The sequence below is a fragment of the Bacillus sp. FSL R7-0685 genome (genome assembly GCF_038002425.1).
Classification (GTDB): Bacteria; Bacillota; Bacilli; order Bacillales; family Bacillaceae; genus Bacillus; species Bacillus subtilis.
Genome location: NZ_JBBOCN010000001.1, coordinates 3,061,265 through 3,078,816 on the forward strand (window position 1 = coordinate 3,061,265; position 17,552 = coordinate 3,078,816).

General features: G+C 43.8%; 21 protein-coding genes and 1 pseudogene. 6 read left to right on the forward strand and 16 right to left on the reverse strand.

Annotated elements, in window-relative coordinates; all coding sequences use genetic code 11:
• Positions 1 to 130: 130 nt before the first annotated feature.
• Positions 131 to 868, forward strand: a complete 738-nt coding sequence (locus tag MKY50_RS16025) for a protein-glutamine gamma-glutamyltransferase (protein ID WP_003228904.1) — start codon at positions 131 to 133, stop codon at positions 866 to 868.
• Positions 869 to 881: 13 nt separating this feature from the next.
• On the opposite strand, the gene MKY50_RS16030 is transcribed toward MKY50_RS16025, so the two are convergent.
• The 7 genes and pseudogenes from MKY50_RS16030 to MKY50_RS16060 form a co-directional block, all read right to left on the reverse strand.
• Positions 882 to 1,136, reverse strand: coding sequence for a hypothetical protein (locus tag MKY50_RS16030; protein ID WP_167408402.1), 255 nt, complete (start codon positions 1,134 to 1,136; stop codon positions 882 to 884).
• Positions 1,137 to 1,393: 257 nt separating this feature from the next.
• On the reverse strand, positions 1,394 to 1,792 hold the full coding sequence (locus tag MKY50_RS16035; protein ID WP_167408404.1) for a secondary thiamine-phosphate synthase enzyme YjbQ: 399 nt from the start codon (positions 1,790 to 1,792) through the stop codon (positions 1,394 to 1,396).
• Positions 1,752 to 1,885, reverse strand: a pseudogene (locus MKY50_RS16040) (hypothetical protein). Before MKY50_RS16040 ends, MKY50_RS16035 begins: the two are co-directional and overlap by 41 nt.
• A 25-nt stretch (positions 1,886 to 1,910) precedes the next feature.
• Entirely contained in the window at positions 1,911 to 3,575 is a 1,665-nt protein-coding gene (locus MKY50_RS16045; RefSeq protein ID WP_106073434.1) for a glycoside hydrolase family 13 protein, read from the reverse strand.
• Between the two features lie 126 nt (positions 3,576 to 3,701).
• The gene (locus MKY50_RS16050) at positions 3,702 to 4,991 is read right to left on the reverse strand and encodes a hemolysin family protein (RefSeq protein WP_014665156.1); all 1,290 of its coding nucleotides are present in this window, start codon (positions 4,989 to 4,991) and stop codon (positions 3,702 to 3,704) included.
• A gap of 43 nt (positions 4,992 to 5,034) precedes the next feature.
• On the reverse strand, positions 5,035 to 5,712 hold the full coding sequence (locus tag MKY50_RS16055; protein ID WP_003228889.1) for a zinc metallopeptidase: 678 nt from the start codon (positions 5,710 to 5,712) through the stop codon (positions 5,035 to 5,037).
• 41 nt (positions 5,713 to 5,753) lie between these two features.
• Complete coding sequence (locus MKY50_RS16060) at positions 5,754 to 6,017, reverse strand: membrane protein (RefSeq protein WP_015483620.1); 264 nt, start codon at positions 6,015 to 6,017, stop codon at positions 5,754 to 5,756.
• A 46-nt stretch (positions 6,018 to 6,063) separates the two neighbouring features.
• On the opposite strand from MKY50_RS16060, the gene mstX reads away from it, so the two are divergent.
• Together mstX and kbfO are read left to right on the forward strand one after the other, a co-directional pair.
• Positions 6,064 to 6,396, forward strand: coding sequence for a biofilm formation protein MstX (mstX, locus tag MKY50_RS16065; RefSeq protein ID WP_021480479.1), 333 nt, complete (start codon positions 6,064 to 6,066; stop codon positions 6,394 to 6,396).
• On the forward strand, positions 6,393 to 7,379 hold the full coding sequence (gene kbfO / locus MKY50_RS16070; protein ID WP_044052672.1) for a potassium channel protein KbfO: 987 nt from the start codon (positions 6,393 to 6,395) through the stop codon (positions 7,377 to 7,379). Before mstX ends, kbfO begins: the two co-directional genes overlap by 4 nt.
• Here kbfO and MKY50_RS16075 read toward each other — a convergent pair.
• The 5 genes from MKY50_RS16075 to MKY50_RS16095 form a co-directional block, all read right to left on the reverse strand.
• Positions 7,376 to 7,780 (reverse strand): YugN-like family protein, encoded by a 405-nt coding sequence (locus MKY50_RS16075; RefSeq protein ID WP_029318502.1) that lies wholly within the window; start codon positions 7,778 to 7,780, stop codon positions 7,376 to 7,378. The genes kbfO and MKY50_RS16075 overlap by 4 nt on opposite strands.
• 59 nt (positions 7,781 to 7,839) lie before the next feature.
• Complete coding sequence (locus MKY50_RS16080) at positions 7,840 to 8,211, reverse strand: hypothetical protein (RefSeq protein WP_015251349.1); 372 nt, start codon at positions 8,209 to 8,211, stop codon at positions 7,840 to 7,842.
• A gap of 59 nt (positions 8,212 to 8,270) precedes the next feature.
• On the reverse strand, positions 8,271 to 9,623 hold the full coding sequence (locus MKY50_RS16085; RefSeq protein ID WP_003243401.1) for a glucose-6-phosphate isomerase: 1,353 nt from the start codon (positions 9,621 to 9,623) through the stop codon (positions 8,271 to 8,273).
• A 111-nt stretch (positions 9,624 to 9,734) separates the two neighbouring features.
• Complete coding sequence (locus tag MKY50_RS16090) at positions 9,735 to 10,907, reverse strand: iron-containing alcohol dehydrogenase (protein WP_341116919.1); 1,173 nt, start codon at positions 10,905 to 10,907, stop codon at positions 9,735 to 9,737.
• A 101-nt stretch (positions 10,908 to 11,008) separates the two neighbouring features.
• On the reverse strand, positions 11,009 to 12,172 hold the full coding sequence (locus MKY50_RS16095) for an iron-containing alcohol dehydrogenase (protein ID WP_341116920.1): 1,164 nt from the start codon (positions 12,170 to 12,172) through the stop codon (positions 11,009 to 11,011).
• A 229-nt stretch (positions 12,173 to 12,401) separates the two neighbouring features.
• Between MKY50_RS16095 and MKY50_RS16100 the strand changes: the two genes are divergently transcribed.
• Entirely contained in the window at positions 12,402 to 12,638 is a 237-nt protein-coding gene (locus MKY50_RS16100; RefSeq protein ID WP_003220771.1) for a DUF378 domain-containing protein, read from the forward strand.
• Between the two features lie 77 nt (positions 12,639 to 12,715).
• On the opposite strand, the gene yugI is transcribed toward MKY50_RS16100, so the two are convergent.
• The 3 genes from yugI to MKY50_RS16115 all read right to left on the reverse strand — a co-directional run bounded on the left by yugI (position 12,716) and on the right by MKY50_RS16115 (position 14,970).
• Positions 12,716 to 13,108, reverse strand: a complete 393-nt coding sequence (gene yugI / locus MKY50_RS16105; protein ID WP_003228864.1) for a S1 domain-containing post-transcriptional regulator GSP13 — start codon at positions 13,106 to 13,108, stop codon at positions 12,716 to 12,718.
• A gap of 200 nt (positions 13,109 to 13,308) precedes the next feature.
• On the reverse strand, positions 13,309 to 14,469 hold the full coding sequence (locus MKY50_RS16110) for an aminotransferase (RefSeq protein WP_319620169.1): 1,161 nt from the start codon (positions 14,467 to 14,469) through the stop codon (positions 13,309 to 13,311).
• Positions 14,470 to 14,970: an Lrp/AsnC family transcriptional regulator gene (locus MKY50_RS16115; RefSeq protein ID WP_009968070.1), complete on the reverse strand. Its 501-nt coding sequence runs from the start codon at positions 14,968 to 14,970 to the stop codon at positions 14,470 to 14,472.
• Between the two features lie 147 nt (positions 14,971 to 15,117).
• Between MKY50_RS16115 and MKY50_RS16120 the strand changes: the two genes are divergently transcribed.
• Positions 15,118 to 15,939: an alpha/beta fold hydrolase gene (locus tag MKY50_RS16120; RefSeq protein ID WP_019712492.1), complete on the forward strand. Its 822-nt coding sequence runs from the start codon at positions 15,118 to 15,120 to the stop codon at positions 15,937 to 15,939.
• 25 nt (positions 15,940 to 15,964) lie between these two features.
• Here MKY50_RS16120 and MKY50_RS16125 read toward each other — a convergent pair whose 3' ends face one another.
• Positions 15,965 to 16,225: a YugE family protein gene (locus MKY50_RS16125; RefSeq protein WP_032722422.1), complete on the reverse strand. Its 261-nt coding sequence runs from the start codon at positions 16,223 to 16,225 to the stop codon at positions 15,965 to 15,967.
• Positions 16,226 to 16,311: 86 nt separating this feature from the next.
• Between MKY50_RS16125 and patB the strand changes: the two genes are divergently transcribed.
• A complete protein-coding gene (gene patB / locus MKY50_RS16130) occupies positions 16,312 to 17,475 on the forward strand; it encodes a cystathionine beta-lyase PatB (protein WP_341116921.1) in 1,164 nt (387 codons plus the stop codon).
• Positions 17,476 to 17,552 lie beyond the last annotated feature (77 nt).

Here is a 17,552-nt window from a genome sequence, read left to right on the forward strand (position 1 = left end):
GTATATATCGGCTGCTTAAAAAAGTTTTAAAATAAAAAATGGAAGAAGTTCTTTTTGGCAGTCTTCTGTCTTTTTAGCTTTCATTGCCCAAGCTCTTTGCATATCTTATATAAAACAAGGGGGGCTAAACATGATTATTGTATCAGGACAATTGCTCCGTCCCCAGGATATTGAAAATTGGCAGATTGATCAAAATCTGAATCCGCTGTTAAAAGAGATGATTGAGACGCCTGTTCAGTTTGATTATCATTCAATTGCTGAACTGATGTTTGAGCTTAAACTGCGGATGAATATTGTAGCAGCGGCAAAGACGCTGCACAAAAGCGGGGCGAAGTTTGCCACTTTTTTAAAAACATACGGGAATACAACGTATTGGAGGGTTTCACCGGAGGGCGCCTTGGAGCTGAAATACAGAATGCCGCCTTCAAAAGCGATTCGGGACATTGCAGAGAACGGCCCGTTTTATGCGTTTGAATGCGCAACCGCAATCGTTATCATTTATTACTTGGCCTTAATCGATACAATCGGTGAAGATAAATTCAATGCCAGCTTTGACAGAATTATTTTATATGACTGGCATTATGAGAAATTGCCGATCTATACGGAAACAGGACACCACTTTTTCCTTGGAGATTGTTTGTATTTTAAGAATCCTGAATTTGATCCGCAAAAGGCGCAATGGAGAGGCGAAAATGTGATTTTACTGGGGGAAGATAAATATTTTGCCCATGGTCTTGGAATCTTAAACGGAAAGCAAATTATTGATAAGCTGAATTCTTTTAGGAAAAAAGGAGCCTTACAGTCAGCCTACCTTCTGTCTCAGGCGACCAGACTGGATGTTCCGTCTCTTTTCCGCATCGTCCGCTAAAAAGCCCCATCGCCTATTTTCCGGACGATGGGGTTTCAAATGCCTTTCGTTTTCGATAGAAGGGGGCTGTGCCGAAATATTGGTTCGCAGCCCACTCCATTTTTTCAAGGTCATTTCTTGTCACGATTGGATCCTGGCTGCTCCATTTGATAAAGCGGACAAAATAGTAGCCTTTGATAGGAACCATTGTAACTTTTGAGTGAGGCCAGCCTTCAAATACAAACTCAATTTTCCCTCTTTTTTTATAAGAATATTGAATAATGTTCATATCTGTCACCTCAGTTTATCAAGTTACGTTCGGCAAAGCTCGGTACGTTCACATCCATTGATTGACTATCCCTCATGCAGGCTTTCCTGAAAACAAAGGATGAGGCGCGTGTCTCTTTCCCGCGCTTTTTATTTCGCATATGGACGAATGCCAAGCGCGCCTTCATTCGATAAAGCCGCAGCGTGGGCGGGTGTGACAGGCCCTCCGGCTATCGGCGCTTGTTCAGCGATCATGCTTTTGTCATAAAAAACAGCCTATTATCCCATCATTTTGATATAGCATGTCCGGGTACGAGGGCCGTCAAATTCGCAGAAATAAATGCCCTGCCACGTTCCAAGAATAAGCCGGCCGTTTTCCACAATGACATGCTGTGAAGCTCCGATTGTACTCGACTTCATGTGTGCAGCTGTATTGCCCTCCATATGGCGGTCCAGCTCATGTTCCCACGGATATACCTCATCAAACCTTCTGAGCATATCTTTTTTGACGTCCGGATCGGCATTTTCATTAATTGTAATGCCCGCAGTCGTATGCGGACAGTAAATCAGCGCTGCGCCGCTCGTTATACCTGTTTCTTGAAGAAATGCTTCCACCTCCCGGGTGATATCAATCATTTCATCTCGTTTGGTTGTTTTGATTTGCAGTGTTTTCAGCATTTGTTTCTCCTTTCGTTTGTCCGCTCTCATCGCTTAATTCGTTCTGTGTTCTTTTTTTCCTGTTAAACCGCTCTCATAAACCCGATAAAACAAAAAAACTCCAGTCTAAGGCTGGAGTTTAGCACCATAGATATATTCTTGCTTCATACGGCTTTAAGAGTACTGATGTCATATGCTGGTGCGGCTCTGCTTCAATATTTGACAAGACGAGTGCATCTGATGACAATGGCAATCCAGAGTGCTTGAACAACGCCGGTGTTCCTGTCAGATTGGCCGCAATCAGTGCAGTATGGCTCTCATTTTTCCGAAGATATGCAAAGATTTGCTGATCTTCCGGTAAAATGAGCTCGTATGTCCCGTTAATAAAAACATCATATGTTTGGCGCAGCTTGATCAAGCTTTTGTAAAAATGGTAAACGGATGTTTTATCGTTTTTTTGCGCCTCGGCATTCAGCCATTTGTAATTGTCATTGATTCCGATCCACGGTTTGGCCTCAGAAAATCCGGCGTATGGACCAGCATTCCATTGCATCGGCGTTCGCGAATTGTCTCTTCCCTTTTTCCAGACAATCTTCATCACATCCTCGTGTGATGTGCCTTTCGCTGTTTTTGTTTCATACAGGCGTTTCATTGCGACATCATCATAGTCCTCAATAGATGGAAAAGCCACGTTCGTCATCCCGAGTTCCTGTCCCTGATAAATAAACGGTGTGCCTTTCATGAGAAAATAAACAGCGGAAAGCGCTTTTGCACTTTCTTTCAGGTACACTCCGTCGTTTCCCCACACAGAAACTGAACGGGGCTGGTCGTGATTCTCCATAAACAAAGCATTCCAGCCGATCCCTTCCAAACTGTCCTGCCAGTCAGTTAAAATTCGTTTAAATGCAACGATATCAATACTTTCATTGATCTCTACATCCCACAGGCCGAGATGCTCAAATTGAAAAATCATGCTGAATATGCCGTTTTTTTCTCCAGCCCAATCAGCTGCTTCTTTTGCAGCGACGCCGTTTGCTTCACCAACTGTCATAATCGGATAGCGGGAAAACGTGTTTTCCTTCAGTTCTGTTAACAAATCCATAATGCCGTCAGCATTCATATGATAAGGAAAGGAAGGGACATAGTCCAGTCCCTTTGGATTCGGCATGTCAGGAAACCCTTCTTTTTTCTTAATATGCGTAATGGCATCCACCCGAAATCCGTCAATTCCTTTATCAAGCCACCAATTGATCATGTCATAAACGGCATTCCTCACCTTTTCATTTTCCCAATTCAAATCAGGCTGTTTTTTATCAAAAAGGTGCAGATAATACTGGCTTGTCTTTTGATCATACTCCCAAGCCGGCCCGCCGAAAATGCTTTCCCAATTGTTGGGCGTTTTTCCGTTTTTGCCGTCTTTCCAAATATACCAGTCGCGCTTTTCCGAGTGTATGGATGAACGGGATTCTATGAACCATGGATGTTCGTCGCTTGTGTGGTTCACAACGAGATCCATAATCAGCTTCATATCCAGATCATGAATGTCACCAAGCAGCTCATCAAAATCTTCCATCGTGCCAAACTCGCTTAATATGTTTTGATAATCCCTGATATCATAGCCATTATCGGCATTCGGTGAATCATACAGCGGGCAAATCCATATGACGTCAGCGCCCAGCTCTTTTATGTAAGAAAGCTTGGATCTGATTCCTTGAATATCCCCGATTCCGTCGCCATTTGAATCTTTAAAACTGCGGGGGTAAATTTGGTAAACAACGGCTTCCTTCCACCAAGCCTTTTTCATACAGCCACTCCTTCCCAGTGTACCGTTCTTATATATCCTATGTAGAAAAAGGTCTTTACAGCATTGCTTTTTAAGAAATGACTTGATGACACAAAAAACAGCCGTTTGTTCCCCGGCTGTTTTTTATCAAAAATCAGTTTTTTTAATTTCTACAAAACGGATGTGATGATCTTCGGCGTCGAGGATTTTAAATTCACAGCCCTCCGCGTGTATCACATCTCCTGCTTTCAGCTCCATTTTTTGCGTTAGAAGCCAGCCTGCAATCGTATCAATTTCTTCATTTTCAATCGCAATGTCGAGAAGGTCATTCACTTCGTCTATTAGCGCTTTTCCATCCATCACATAATGGTGCTCGCCCTTTTTCAGGATGTGCGGTGTTTCATCCTGATCATACTCATCGCGGATTTCCCCGACGATTTCCTCTATAATATCCTCTACAGTGACAAGCCCCGCCGTTCCCCCGTATTCATCGACGAGAATCGCCATGTGAATCCGCTCCTTCTGCATGCGGATTAAAAGCTGTTGAACAGGAATGCTTTCAATGACTCTGATAACGGGCCTCATGATTTGCTCCAGCTTTATCGGCTGGCCGAGAAAATAAGCTTTAAACATATCTTTGCTGTTGATGATCCCTAAAATATGATCCTTGTCATCTTTGATGACAGGGTAGCGTGTATACCGTTCATTAATGATGTGATGAATTGCCTCTTCAAGCGACTGCTCCAGAGAGATAACCGCAATTTCTGTCCGCGGAATCATAATCTCTCTCGCTACCCGGTTGTCAAATTCAAAAATCTTATTTACATAGCGGAATTCAGACTGATTGATTTCTCCCTTTTCATAGCTTTCAGAAAGGATCAGCCTTAGTTCCTCTTCACTGATGACAACCTCATGCTCCTTTACTGAATGAAAGCCAAACAATTTCACAAGAAAGCTTGCAGAGCCGTTTAATGCTTTAATAAACGGGTACGTGATTTTATAAAACCAGATCAGCGGCTTTGCAATCCATAAGCTTACAGCTTCAGCTTTTTGAATAGAAACCGTTTTTGGGGCAAGCTCCCCCATCACCACATGCAAAAAAGTGACGATGATAAATGCAACTACAAATGTGACAATGTGGTTAAATGGTTCCGGCATGCCTGTCATTGTAAATAAGGGATGAAGAAAACGTTCAAATGTAGGTTCACCAAGCCATCCAAGGCCGAGGGCTGTAATCGTAATCCCGAGCTGGCAGGCTGATAAATACTCGTCAAGATTGGAGATGATTTTATGTGCGGCTAGTGCTCGGCTGTCACCGCTTTCGATGAGCTGATTGATTTTTGAACCTCTGATTTTGACGATCGCAAATTCCGCTGCAACGAAAACAGCCGTAATGCCAATCAAAACAAAAATGGCGATCAATTGTAAAATAAGCAAAAAAAGCCCTTACCATAAATGGTAAGGGGCCACCTCCTTAACGTTAATTCTCATCACGACCGTTTAAGAAAATCATCACAAAACGAAGTAGTTCAAACAGGGAAACCAGGGCGGCGGCCACATACGTTAAGGCAGCAGCGCTCAGCACTTTATTTACCCCATTTTCTTCATTGTTTCGGATGAATCCTTCTGACACAATAATCTGCTTCGCGCGTGAGCTTGCATTGAATTCGACAGGCAATGTAATCAGCTGGAAAAAGACTGCCGCTGAAAACAGTATGATGCCAAGCCCGATCAAATTCAGGCTGCCGAGAAGCATGCCCCCTAAGAAAAGCAAAGGAGCTACACCGGATGCAAAATTCACGACTGGGAAGATTTTATGTCTCAGCACAAGCGCACCATATGACTCCTGATGCTGCAAGGCATGTCCGACTTCATGGGAAGCTACGGATATGGCGGAAATTGAGCGGCCGTAATAGACCGGCTCAGATAAACGCACCACCCGTCTTGTCGGGTCGTAATGGTCTGTTAAAGTGCCTCTTACCGGTTCGACCGGCACGTCGTAAAGACCGTTTATATCTAAAATCCGTCTTGCCGTTTCTGCCCCTGTACGTCCGCTTGAGGCTTCCACTTTTGAATATTTTTCAAAGTTGCTCTTTACTTTAAATTGTGCCCAAAACGACAATCCCAATGCGGCTATTGTTAAAAATATAAACAGCATTTTTTCATCATCCTTTTTCCATGATCATTTCTCTATTACGATTATTTTAATGAGTTTTCTTTCCCGTGTACAGAAATGCGCTTTTTCTTCCGGCTTGGAGCACACAATCCAATCAGCAAAAAGAACAGGCCTGCTGAAAACAAATAAAAGGCGAAACTGCCGGCCAGTTCTTTCAGAAAATGAAGCCAGGAGAAGCTGCCGGAAAAGTGATTATATGAATTCAAATCAAAAATAAACAAAATCACCGCGGATGCCGCCAGCTGCGTACCGATCAAAACCACGATCGTTCTTTGAAAGATCGTCATCTTTTTCATCCTTTTTGTTTTAGTTTATGGAGAAATCCGGTTTTATATGTTTTGTACATTTTTTGAAAAACATCACCGGAAGTGGGACATACTGTTAGAAAAAAGCACGGGTGTGATGGAAGCTATGAAAGTGACGAGTGAGGAAAAGGAACAGCTGAGCACAGCAATCGACCGAATGAATGAAGGACTGGACGCGTTTATCCAGCTGTATAATGAATCGGAAATTGATGAACCGCTTATTCAGCTTGATGATGATACAGCCGAGTTAATGAAGCAGGCCCGAGATAAGTACGGCCAGGAAAAGCTAAATGAGAAATTAAATACAATTATTAAACAGATTTTATCCATCTCAGTATCTGAAGAAGGAGAAAAAGAATGAAATCAAATCGGATATTTATTTCATGGCTCAGGTGGCCGTTATTTATCCGAATCGGGGTTATTATTTTATGTCTGATTCTTTTGTTCGGCCAAATCATTTATATACTTGAGCCTAAGCAGTTCACTTCGGTATTCGAAGGTATTTGGTGGGCTGTCGTTACGGTTTCTACAGTCGGTTATGGAGACTATGTGCCGCACACGCCGCTGGGACAGGCAGCCGGAATACTGCTGATTTTGAGCGGAGCAAGCTTTGTCACAGCGTATTTCGCTACGTTATCAGCGGCCGCATTCAGCAGACAGCATCGCTACATCGAAGGAAAAGTTGCTTACAAAGGCCGGGACCACATCATTCTGATCGGGTGGAATGAAAAAACAAACCGGCTTTTGAAGGAGCTTCAGCTTGCCGCCCCTTCCAAAACGGTCGTACTAATCGATGAATCCTTAACAGAAGGCCCGCTTATTGAAAACGTTCATTTCATACGCGGGCACGCTGCCGATGATGGGACACTGAAACGGGCCAATATCACTGAAGCGGAATCAGTGATGATTACTGCCGATCAGTATAAAAGTGAAACTGATGCTGATATGCTGTCAGTGCTGACTCTTTTATCTGTTAAAGGGCTTAATCCCCTTGCTTACTGCATCGTCGAGATTTTGACTGACCGTTTTGTCACAAATGCAGAGCGGGCAGGCGCAAACCAAATCATCGGAACTTCAGAATTTATCAGCCGGGCGATGCTGCAGCATTACCAAGTCAAGTTACGGCCGTCTAAACAGCAGAACGGAATCAAGCTGACACTTGATCAGCATGTGGAGCTTCTTGCTGTTCCTGACGAACTAAAGGGAGCGGCTTACAAAACCTGTGTTCTCTATTTCCTTGATCACAACACAACAATTATAGGCGTACAAAAAAAGGAGGGGCCGATGCTTTCCCCTCCTCTTACATACAAGGTGCTCGAAACAGATCAATTCCTTGCCATCTAGTGTAACAGAACATCCTCCAATTCTTTCACGAGAGAGGCGCCGATATCCAAAAATGCCGGATCAATTTCCGCGTCCCGCCTTTCCGGTTCGGAAAATTGATTAAACAGTGATTGGAAAGGCCCTCCCTCGGCGTGATCGTCAACATCCGCCTGAAACACCTGTCTCAGCATAAATGGCGTTCCGATCCGGACGGCCGCCCCTCGTTCATCGAGACTGCCCTGTACCGAATTGACGGGAATTCTTAAAAATAAATAGCCGTCTCTATCATCAATTTTATAATCAAAGTAGCCATGATCGTATTCCCAGCCGCCGTTTATCACATAACCGAGCGGCTTCATCACTTGTTCCAGTTCTTGAAGCAGAAAAGACTGCCCATCTATCGCGGAAGGTATTGGTATCATCAGAATGCCCCTTTTTTCACTTATCCTGTCCTGCCGAACAAGACTTCATTCAGAGGCGCCTACATGGAAATCGTTGTTTCTTTCGCGCGGCCAACAGAAAAGAAAGCGCATTCAATTAAGAAGTAAACAGCCATTGCCGCTGCAAGCCATACAGCTGAATCCCAAGACACATAAACAACCGTTGCATAGAGTCCTAATTTAGTGAAAAGAGTATGGGTTCGTTTTAAATGCAAAATCCGATGTACTGCATCGGTAAAAAGGGCAAGCGGCAAACCAATGAGAAGAAAGGCGTGGATGAAAAAATGTGAAAGCGTGCCGCCAAAGCTTGAAGAAAACTCTGTATACACGGCATCAAAGGAGATAAGGAAACTTAAAATAGCTGCAGAAAAACCGGCAATGATGAGATGTTTAACCAATTGTTTCATGAACATCAGCACCCTTTCTGATTTTATAAAAAGCCGACCGGCAAATGCCAGTCAGCTTTCTCACATTAATCTTCCAGACGTTTTTCAAGCTCTGCTTTTTTCTCTTCAAAGCCAGGTTTGCCGAGTAACGCAAACATATTGACTTTATACGCTTCTACACCAGGCTGGTCAAACGGATTGACGCCAAGGAGGTAACCGCTCATCGCGCAGGCTTTTTCGAAGAAATATACAAGGTATCCAAAAGTATATGCATTCAGCTCAGGAATGTTAACGATTAAGTTCGGAACATTTCCGTCTGTATGGGCAAGCATTGTACCTTGGAATGCTTTTTTGTTAACGAAATCAACAGTTTTACCGGCTAAATAGTTCAAGCCGTCAAGATCGTTATCCGCTTCCTCAATTGTCAGTTCATGTTTAGGTTTCTCTACGTTCAGGACCGTTTCGAATAAATCTCTGCGGCCTTCTTGTACATACTGGCCTAAAGAATGAAGGTCTGTTGAATAGTTCGCTGAAGAAGGATAAATGCCCTTCTCATCTTTCCCTTCGCTTTCTCCGAACAGCTGCTTCCACCATTCCGCAAAGTATTGAAGCGCCGGTTCGTAGTTGATGAGCATTTCAATTGTTTTGCCCTTATTATAAAGGACATTGCGAACAACCGCATATTGGTATGCTGGGTTATCTTCCAGTTCAGATGTTGCAAAATCTTTGCTCGCATCCAGGGCGCCTTTCATCATGTCATCAATGTTGACGCCGCTGACAGCAATCGGCAAGAGGCCTACAGCTGTTAAAACTGAATAACGGCCGCCGACATCGTCAGGAATAACGAATGATTCGAAGCCTTCTTCGTTAGAAAGCGTTTTTAATGCGCCGCGCTCTTTATCAGTTGTTGCATAAATCCGCGCTTTCGCTTCTTCTTTACCGTATTTCTCTTCAAGAAGCTTGCGGAAAATACGGAAAGCGATTGCAGGTTCAGTTGTCGTACCTGATTTAGAAATCACATTAATAGAGAAGTCAACATCTTCAAGAAGATCCATGACGTCTCTCATATAAGATGAACTGATGTTGTTCCCGATAAAAATGACTTGCGGATTGCCGCGTTTTGCTTTTGGCAAAGTGTTATAAAACGCGTGATTCAGCGCTTCAATCGCTGCCCGCGCTCCAAGATAAGAACCGCCAATGCCGACAACAAGCAAGACATCAGAGTCAGATTTGATTTTTTCCGCGCTTTTTTTGATGCGCGCGAATTCTTCTTTATCATAATGTTCAGGGAGGTCCACCCAGCCTAGAAAATCGCTGCCCGCGCCTGTTTTTTCATGGATATTATGGTGTGCTGTTTTTACAAAGTCCCGCAGATATGTAAGTTCATGTTCGTTGAAGAAAGTCAACGCTTTTGAGTAGTCAAAGCGTACATGCGTCATTGCTTGTCCCTCCATAACGGTATAATGTTTTCATCTTTCACTTTATATGAACTTATCTGTGAAATCAAGTCAAGAAGAAAGGGCGGAATGACTGGATTCCGCCCTTTGGGTTTATAGAGACGCGCGAAGGATGGCAAGCACGTCATCTTTGTTCAGTTTTTGGAAGTTGCCGAAGCCGCCGTGTTCCATTTCCTTGGCTGCGATATCAGCAATCAGCTCAAGCTTTTCTTCTCCAATATTGTAATCAGCAAGACGAGAAGGTGCACCGAGGCTTGTCCAGAACGCAGACAGTTTATCGATTCCTTCAAGCGCAATTTCTTTATCTGTTTTGCCTTCAGTATCAATGTCAAACATGTTGAGCATTAGGTTTTTAAAACGACCTACATTTGTATCAAGCGTGTATCTCATCCAGTTTGGGAACAGTATCGCCAAACCGCCCGCGTGCGGAATATCATACACAGCTGAAACGGCGTGTTCCATTGTATGAGAAGCCCAGTCACCAAAGTAGCCCATTTGGAGCGTGCCGTTTAAAGCGATTGTACCAGCATACAAAATCGTTTCACGAAGCTCGTAGTTTTCCAGATCTTCAAGAAGCTTAGGAGCTGTTTCGATGACCGTCTGCAAAACAGCAAAGCACATTCTATCCTGAAGCGGCGTGTTTTCAACATTGTGGAAGTATTGTTCGAATACGTGGCTCATCATGTCAACCATGCCGTATACTGTTTGATTTTCCGGAACCGTGAACGTATTTTCAGGGTCTAAAATAGAGAAACGCGGATGAGTCACATTGCTGCCCCATACAAATTTCTCGTTTGTTTCCCAGTTTGTAATCACGGAATCAGGGTTCATTTCAGAGCCTGTCGCAGCAAGCGTTAAAACAGTGCCAAACGGCAGCGCATCCTCCGCTGTTACTTTTTTGCTGAAAATATCCCAAGCGTCGCCATCGTATTTGACGCCAGCTGCAATTGCCTTTGTACAGTCAATCACACTGCCTCCGCCGACAGCAAGCAGAAAATCAATGTTATGCTCTCTGCAAAGGCCTATGCCTTTTTCCACTGTTGCAAGACGCGGGTTCGGCTCTACACCTGACAGCTCATGAACAACAGCGCCCTCTTCTTTTAAAATGCCTGTGACTTGATCATAAAGGCCGTTGCGTTTAATGCTGCCGCCCCCGTAAACAAGCAGTACATTCTTGCCGTATTGTTTGAATTCTTTTCTTAATTGATCAAGCTGACCTTTTCCAAAAATCAGCTTTGTCGGATTATAATAAGTGAAATTTTCCATAGTAAAACCTCCAAATGATGCTGGTGAAAAACAGATTTTCCATTGTAACATAAGTTGACAAAAAGAAAAAGGGAAGCAGCCAAACGGCTATTTCCCCTTTTTTATAGTGATGCTTTCAAAATTGACAGCACATCTTCTTTGTTGAGTGATTTAAATTGGCCGAATGTACCGTTAGCCATTGCCTTGTCAGCAATTGTGTCAAGCTGCTCATCATTAATATCATAATCAGCAAGACGGTTCGGAGCGCCAAGGCTTGTCCAGAATGCGGACAGCTTATCGATACCTTCAAGTGCGATTTCTTCATCTGTTTTACCTGCTTCTTCAACATCAAACACGCGAACTGCAAGCTGTTTCATGCGGGCAGGGTTTTCAGACAATGTGTGTCTCATCCAGTTCGGGAACAAAATTGCCAGTCCGCCGGCATGCGGAATATCATAAACGGCTGATACTGCATGTTCAATATTATGAGTAGCCCAATCCCCTCTTGCACCCATAGAAAGCATGCCGTTTAATGCAATTGTTCCTGTGTACAGGATCGTCTCACGCAATTCGTAATTTTCGAGATCATTAATCAGCTTAGGTGCTGTTTCAATGACTGTACGCAGAAGTGATTCACACATGCGGTCCTGATACGGCGTGTTTGATACATGATGGAAGTATTGTTCGAATACGTGGCTCATCATGTCAACCATCCCGTAGATCGTGTGGTTTTTAGGTACGGTAAATGTATTCACCGGATCAAGAATCGAGAATTTAGGGAATACGAGCGGGCTGCCCCAGCCGTATTTTTCTTTTGTTTCCCAGTTTGTAATAACAGATCCTGAGTTCATTTCTGAACCAGTCGCAGCGAGAGTCAATACCGTTCCGAATGGCAAAGCATCTTTTGGCTGATGCTTTTTCGTAACGATATCCCACGCATCACCATCATACTTCGCTCCTGCGGCAATCCCTTTTGTACAGTCGATTACGCTTCCGCCTCCGACAGCCAGCAAGAAATCAATGTTTTGTTCTTTACAGATGGCAACACCTCTATTAACAGTTGACACACGAGGATTCGGTTCCACACCTGCTAATTCATGCACGGTCGCTCCGGCTTTATTCAGCTGTTCAATCACTTGATCATATAGGCCGCTGCGTTTAATGCTGCCGCCTCCGTACACAAGCAATACGTTTTTTCCGTAAGGTTTGAGTTCCTCCGGAAGTCTTTCCACTTCGCCGCGCCCGAAAATTAATTTGGTCGGATTCCAGTATGTAAAGTTTTGCATGACATCTCCTCCTTAGATTTTTTATTATGCAGAATGTCCTCACCACATGTAAAGCAATCAGCTCTCACCGGTCAGCATACCAGATGGTTTTATTTTGCATGTCGCTGGGAAAGAAGCTGATATAAGCGAGGGCAGGCCAGCTTCCCTCATATGGAGAATGCATGTATAGATTCTCCAATATGTCACAATCTATAACTGTTTTAATAATTCATGGAGGAGGTTGCAAAACATGAGTACCATTCAAAGAATTTGTCTTGTATTAACCATCATTGGCGCCATTAACTGGGGACTGATCGGATTTTTCCAATTTGACTTAGTAGCGGCTATCTTCGGCGGCCAAGGGTCAGCTCTTTCCCGAATCATTTACGGACTTGTCGGAATCGCCGGCTTAATCAACCTCGGTCTGCTATTTAAGCCAAACGAGGAAAGATCACGTGAAGAAGCAGCAAATCCTGAAATGCGATAGGATATCAATCACGCTGAAATAGGATTTTGCATGAAATCAAAAGCACCGAACATTCCTGTCCGGTGCTTTTTTCATGCTTATTTTTTGATAAGGTCTTTGCGGTTGGACATTTCGATCCACTCTTCAAGCTTATCTTTTAATGTGTTGAAACCTTGTGGTGTAGAAGCTTCTTCGCTTACTTGAGCAGCTTTAGGTTTTCTTGGTTTGCTTTCTTTTTTCTCAGGCGCAGCTTGTGTCGCACGAATTGAAAGGCTGATTTTGCCTTTTTCTTCATCAACAGCAAGTACTTTTACTTGTACTTCGTCGCCAACTGAAAGGTGCTCGTTGATATCTTTTACGAAACCATGAGTCACTTCAGAAATGTGTACTAAACCTTGAGTTTCTTCATCTAATGCAACAAACGCACCATACGCTTGTAATCCTGTAACTTTACCAGTGTAAACACTGCCCACTTCAAATTTTGCTGCCATTCATAACAACTCCTAAGTTAAATTAAATATCTGTTTATACGCAATTTAAAATTATATCACACATGTCTTATTTCCGCAAAGAAAACTTTTTATAAAAAATCAGGTTTATACACAGCAAAAAGGGGGTAAACTGAAAATACCAAAGGCTTTCTAGTATTCCCCCCTTTTATTGGATGCGAACAAAAGGTTCGTATCTTTTTTTATGTTGTTTTTTGCAGGAAGCGTTTCATTCTGACTAACGCTTCTTGAAGCTGTTCAATCGAGGTTGCGTATGAACAACGGATATATCCCTCACCGCTCGGACCAAACACACTTCCAGGAACAACTGCCACTTTTTCCTGCGTCAGTAGCTCCTCGGCAAACTGTTCTGAACTCATTCCCGTGCTTTTAATAGATGGAAAAGCATAGAAAGCGCCGCCCGGATGATGACAGCTGAGACCGATTTCATTGAGCGATTCTACAAACAGATTCCGTCTTCTTCGATAGCTTTTTTTCATTTTTTCTACGTCTTCCATGCCGTTCTTCAGGCCTTCAAGGGCGGCAAACTGCGCCATTGCGGGCGCACACATCATCGCATATTGATGAATTTTAAGCATGGCATCCCGAAGCAAGGATGGTGCCGCGGCAAAACCGAGCCTCCAGCCCGTCATTGCAAATGCTTTTGAAAAGCCTGAGATGACTACCGTCCGTTCCTTCATTCCCGGTAATGCCGCTATACTTGTAAATTCCTCATCATATGTCAGCTCCGCGTAGATCTCGTCGGCTAAGACGATGACATCATGTTTTTTGGCAAACTCAGCAATCTCATTCAGCTCTTCCTTCGAATAAACCGAACCTGTCGGATTCGATGGTGAGCAGATGAGAATGGCCTTTGTTTTTTCAGTGACTGCCGCTTCAAAATCAGCAGCCGTTGCTTTAAATCCTTTGTCTGCCGTTGTATGAACGTGAACCGGGATACCGCCTGCCAAAGAAACAAGCGCATCATACGCCACAAAACACGGCTCAGGAATGATGACTTCCTCACCTGGATTCACAATGGCGCGGATCGCAATATCCAAAGCCTGACTTGCCCCCACTGTCACAATCAGCTCATTATCTGGCGAGTAGCTAAGATCAAACCTGTTGCTCAAATAACGGCTGATTTCCTCCCGCAATGAGTATAAACCTGCATTGGCCGTGTATGACGTATATCCTTGTTCAAGAGAGAGAATGCTTGCTTCGCGGACATTCCACGCGGTAACAAAATCAGGCTCGCCGACGCCTAAAGAAATGACGCCTTCCATCGTTGCCGCCAAATCAAAGAATTTGCGGATGCCGGATGGTTTTATTTGTTGTACATAGTCTGATAAATACGAAGTCATTTACGGTGACACCACGATTCTTTTGTCGTCGTCTCCTGTTTCAAACACTTTGCCGTCATGCTTGTATTTTTTCAGGATAAAATGGGTTGTCGTAGATACAACTGAATCAAGCGTTGACAGTTTATCCGAAACAAAACGCGCTACGTCAGACATCGAATTGCCGCGAATCACGACAGACAAATCGTATACGCCTGACATCAGGTAAACTGATTCAACCTCTTGGAATCGGTAAATCCGTTCCGCCACTTCATCAAAACCGACGCCCCGCTTCGGCGTTACTTTGACGTCGATCATGGCCGTAACGCCCTCATGTCCGTCTACTTTTCGCCAATCAATCATAGCGGAATAATCGATAATAACCTTTTCTTTCTCCAGTTTGTCAATAATTGTTTTTACTTCATTTACAGGGATGCCCGCCATCTTTGCGATTGTTTCTAAATCGGCGCGGCTGTTTTCGTCTAAAATTTCTAATATTTCTGTTTCTTTTTCTGTCAATTTCATTTGATTCACACCTTTGCAATGTCAAGAAATCTCATGACATTATATCACGTTTTTTGACGAATGCTAAGAAAAAACGAGGAGAAACTTCCGCTAGAATTTACAATTTCAGGGCATAATACAACCATCAAAAAAAGGGAGTGACACAGAATGGAGGCGGTTTCACCAATAAGGCGGTTTATGGTCGATGGAGTCAATGTATACTACGAACATTATCAAAATCCCGGCAGGCAAACGCTGGTCTGCGTACACGGTTTTTTATCATCTGCATTCAGCTTCAGAAAAGTAATTCCTCTCCTTCGGGACAAGTACGACATCATCGCGCTTGATTTGCCTCCTTTCGGCCAATCTGAAAAATCAAGAACGTTTATCTATACCTATCAAAACCTTGCTAAGCTTGTCATTGGGATTTTGGAGCACTTGCAAGTGAAACAGGCTGTGCTTGTCGGGCATTCTATGGGCGGGCAGATATCGCTGTCTGCTGCTCTCCAAAAACCTGAGCTTTTTTCAAAGGTTGTGCTGCTTTGCAGTTCAGGGTATTTAAAACGTTCACACCCGACGATCATTTTCGGGACCCATATCCCGTATTTTCATCTTTACATCAAACGCTGGCTCTCGAAAGAAGGCGTGATGAAAAATTTATTAAATGTGGTGCATGACAAATCGCTGATTGATGAGGAGATGATCGACGGCTATGGCAGACCGTTTCAGGACGAGCAGATTTTCAAAGCCATGACAAGGTTTATCCGCCACAGAGAAGGAGATTTAGAACCCGAGCAATTGAAGAAAATGAACAAGCCTGCTCTATTGATTTGGGGCGAGGAGGATCGAATTGTCCCAATGGAGATCGGTAAACGGCTGCACGCAGATTTGCCTAATTCCGTGCTGTACTCACTTGGCCAGACCGGACATCTGGTGCCTGAAGAACGGCCTGAACTTGTTTCTGAACACATTGCTGATTTTATCAATTAAAAAAACCGGTGCTGAACCGGTTTTTTTAAGGCGTGCAGGAGCTGCTGTTTTTAATGAATAAAAGCTGGCCAGCCACTTCCCGGCAGCTGGCGATCGGCAGCGTTTGTTCAAAAGAAGTTTCAAATATTTGCTGAATGCTTTTCGCCAGCACGTCGGGATCGTCTTCATCATAGACTGCCTGCACGACATCAACAGCCTCCGTTTCGTAAAACTCTTCTCCATATTTAAACGGGTCCCATTTGGCAATGATCTTAATCATTTCCCTGACCGCTTGACTTTCTTCCATATTCATCACCGCTTATAATAAAATTTGCAGTTCTATCTTATCATAGTGAAGCTTAGAAGAATAAACATACATGAGGGGGTAACAGAATGAACTTTGATAAACGAGAAGAACGCCTTGGCACCCAATCGGTCAAATGGGACAAAACAGGCGAATTATTTGGCGTGACAGACGCACTCCCGATGTGGGTGGCGGATATGGATTTTCGCGCGCCAGAAGCGATAACTGAAGCGTTAAAAGAGCGTCTTGACCACGGTATTTTTGGTTATACAACTCCAGATCAAAAAACGAGGGATGCTGTGTGCGGATGGATGCAAAACAGGCACGGCTGGAAGGTGAATCCGGAAAGCATCACATTCAGCCCCGGCGTTGTAACGGCTTTGAGCATGGCGGTACAAGCTTTTACGGAGCCGGGCGATCAAGTAGTTGTTCAGCCTCCAGTTTATACGCCTTTTTACCATATGGTGGAGAAAAACGGCCGGCACATTTTACATAATCCGCTGCTAGAAAAAGACGGCGCATATGCAATGGATTTTGAAGATTTGGAGACGAAGCTTAGTGACCCAAGTGTTACATTGTTTATTTTATGCAATCCTCATAACCCTTCTGGGCGTTCATGGAGCCGAGAAGATTTACTGAAGCTAGGCGAATTGTGCCTTGAGCATGGCGTCACAGTTGTATCGGATGAAATCCATTCCGATTTAATGCTGTACGGACACAAACACACGCCGTTCGCTTCACTCTCTGACGATTTCGCTGATATTTCTGTGACATGTGCTGCTCCAAGCAAAACATTTAATATCGCCGGATTGCAGGCTTCAACGATCATTATTCCGGATCGCCTGAAGCGCGCCAAGTTTTCCGCAAGCCTTCAGCGAAATGGTTTAGGCGGACTGAACGCGTTTGCCGTCACTGCAATCGAAGCCGCGTATTCAAAAGGGGGACCGTGGCTTGATGAATTGATCACTTACATTGAGAAAAACATGAACGAAGCGGAAGCCTTTTTGAGCAATGAGCTGCCAAAGGTCAAAATGATGAAGCCGGATGCATCATACTTGATTTGGCTCGACTTCAGCGCTTACGGCTTGTCCGATGCAGAGCTTCAGCAAAGAATGCTAAAAAAAGGAAAAGTTATTTTAGAGCCCGGGACGAAATACGGGCCTGGCGGAGAAGGATTTATGCGCCTGAACGCAGGATGCTCTCTTGCAACCCTGCAGGACGGCCTGCGCCGCATCAAAGCCGCATTATCGTAAATATAGCTGTTAAACGCCTTTACGTCTTCATTTGTAAAGGCGTTCTTAATAAAGGAATTTTATATTTTACTTCTAAT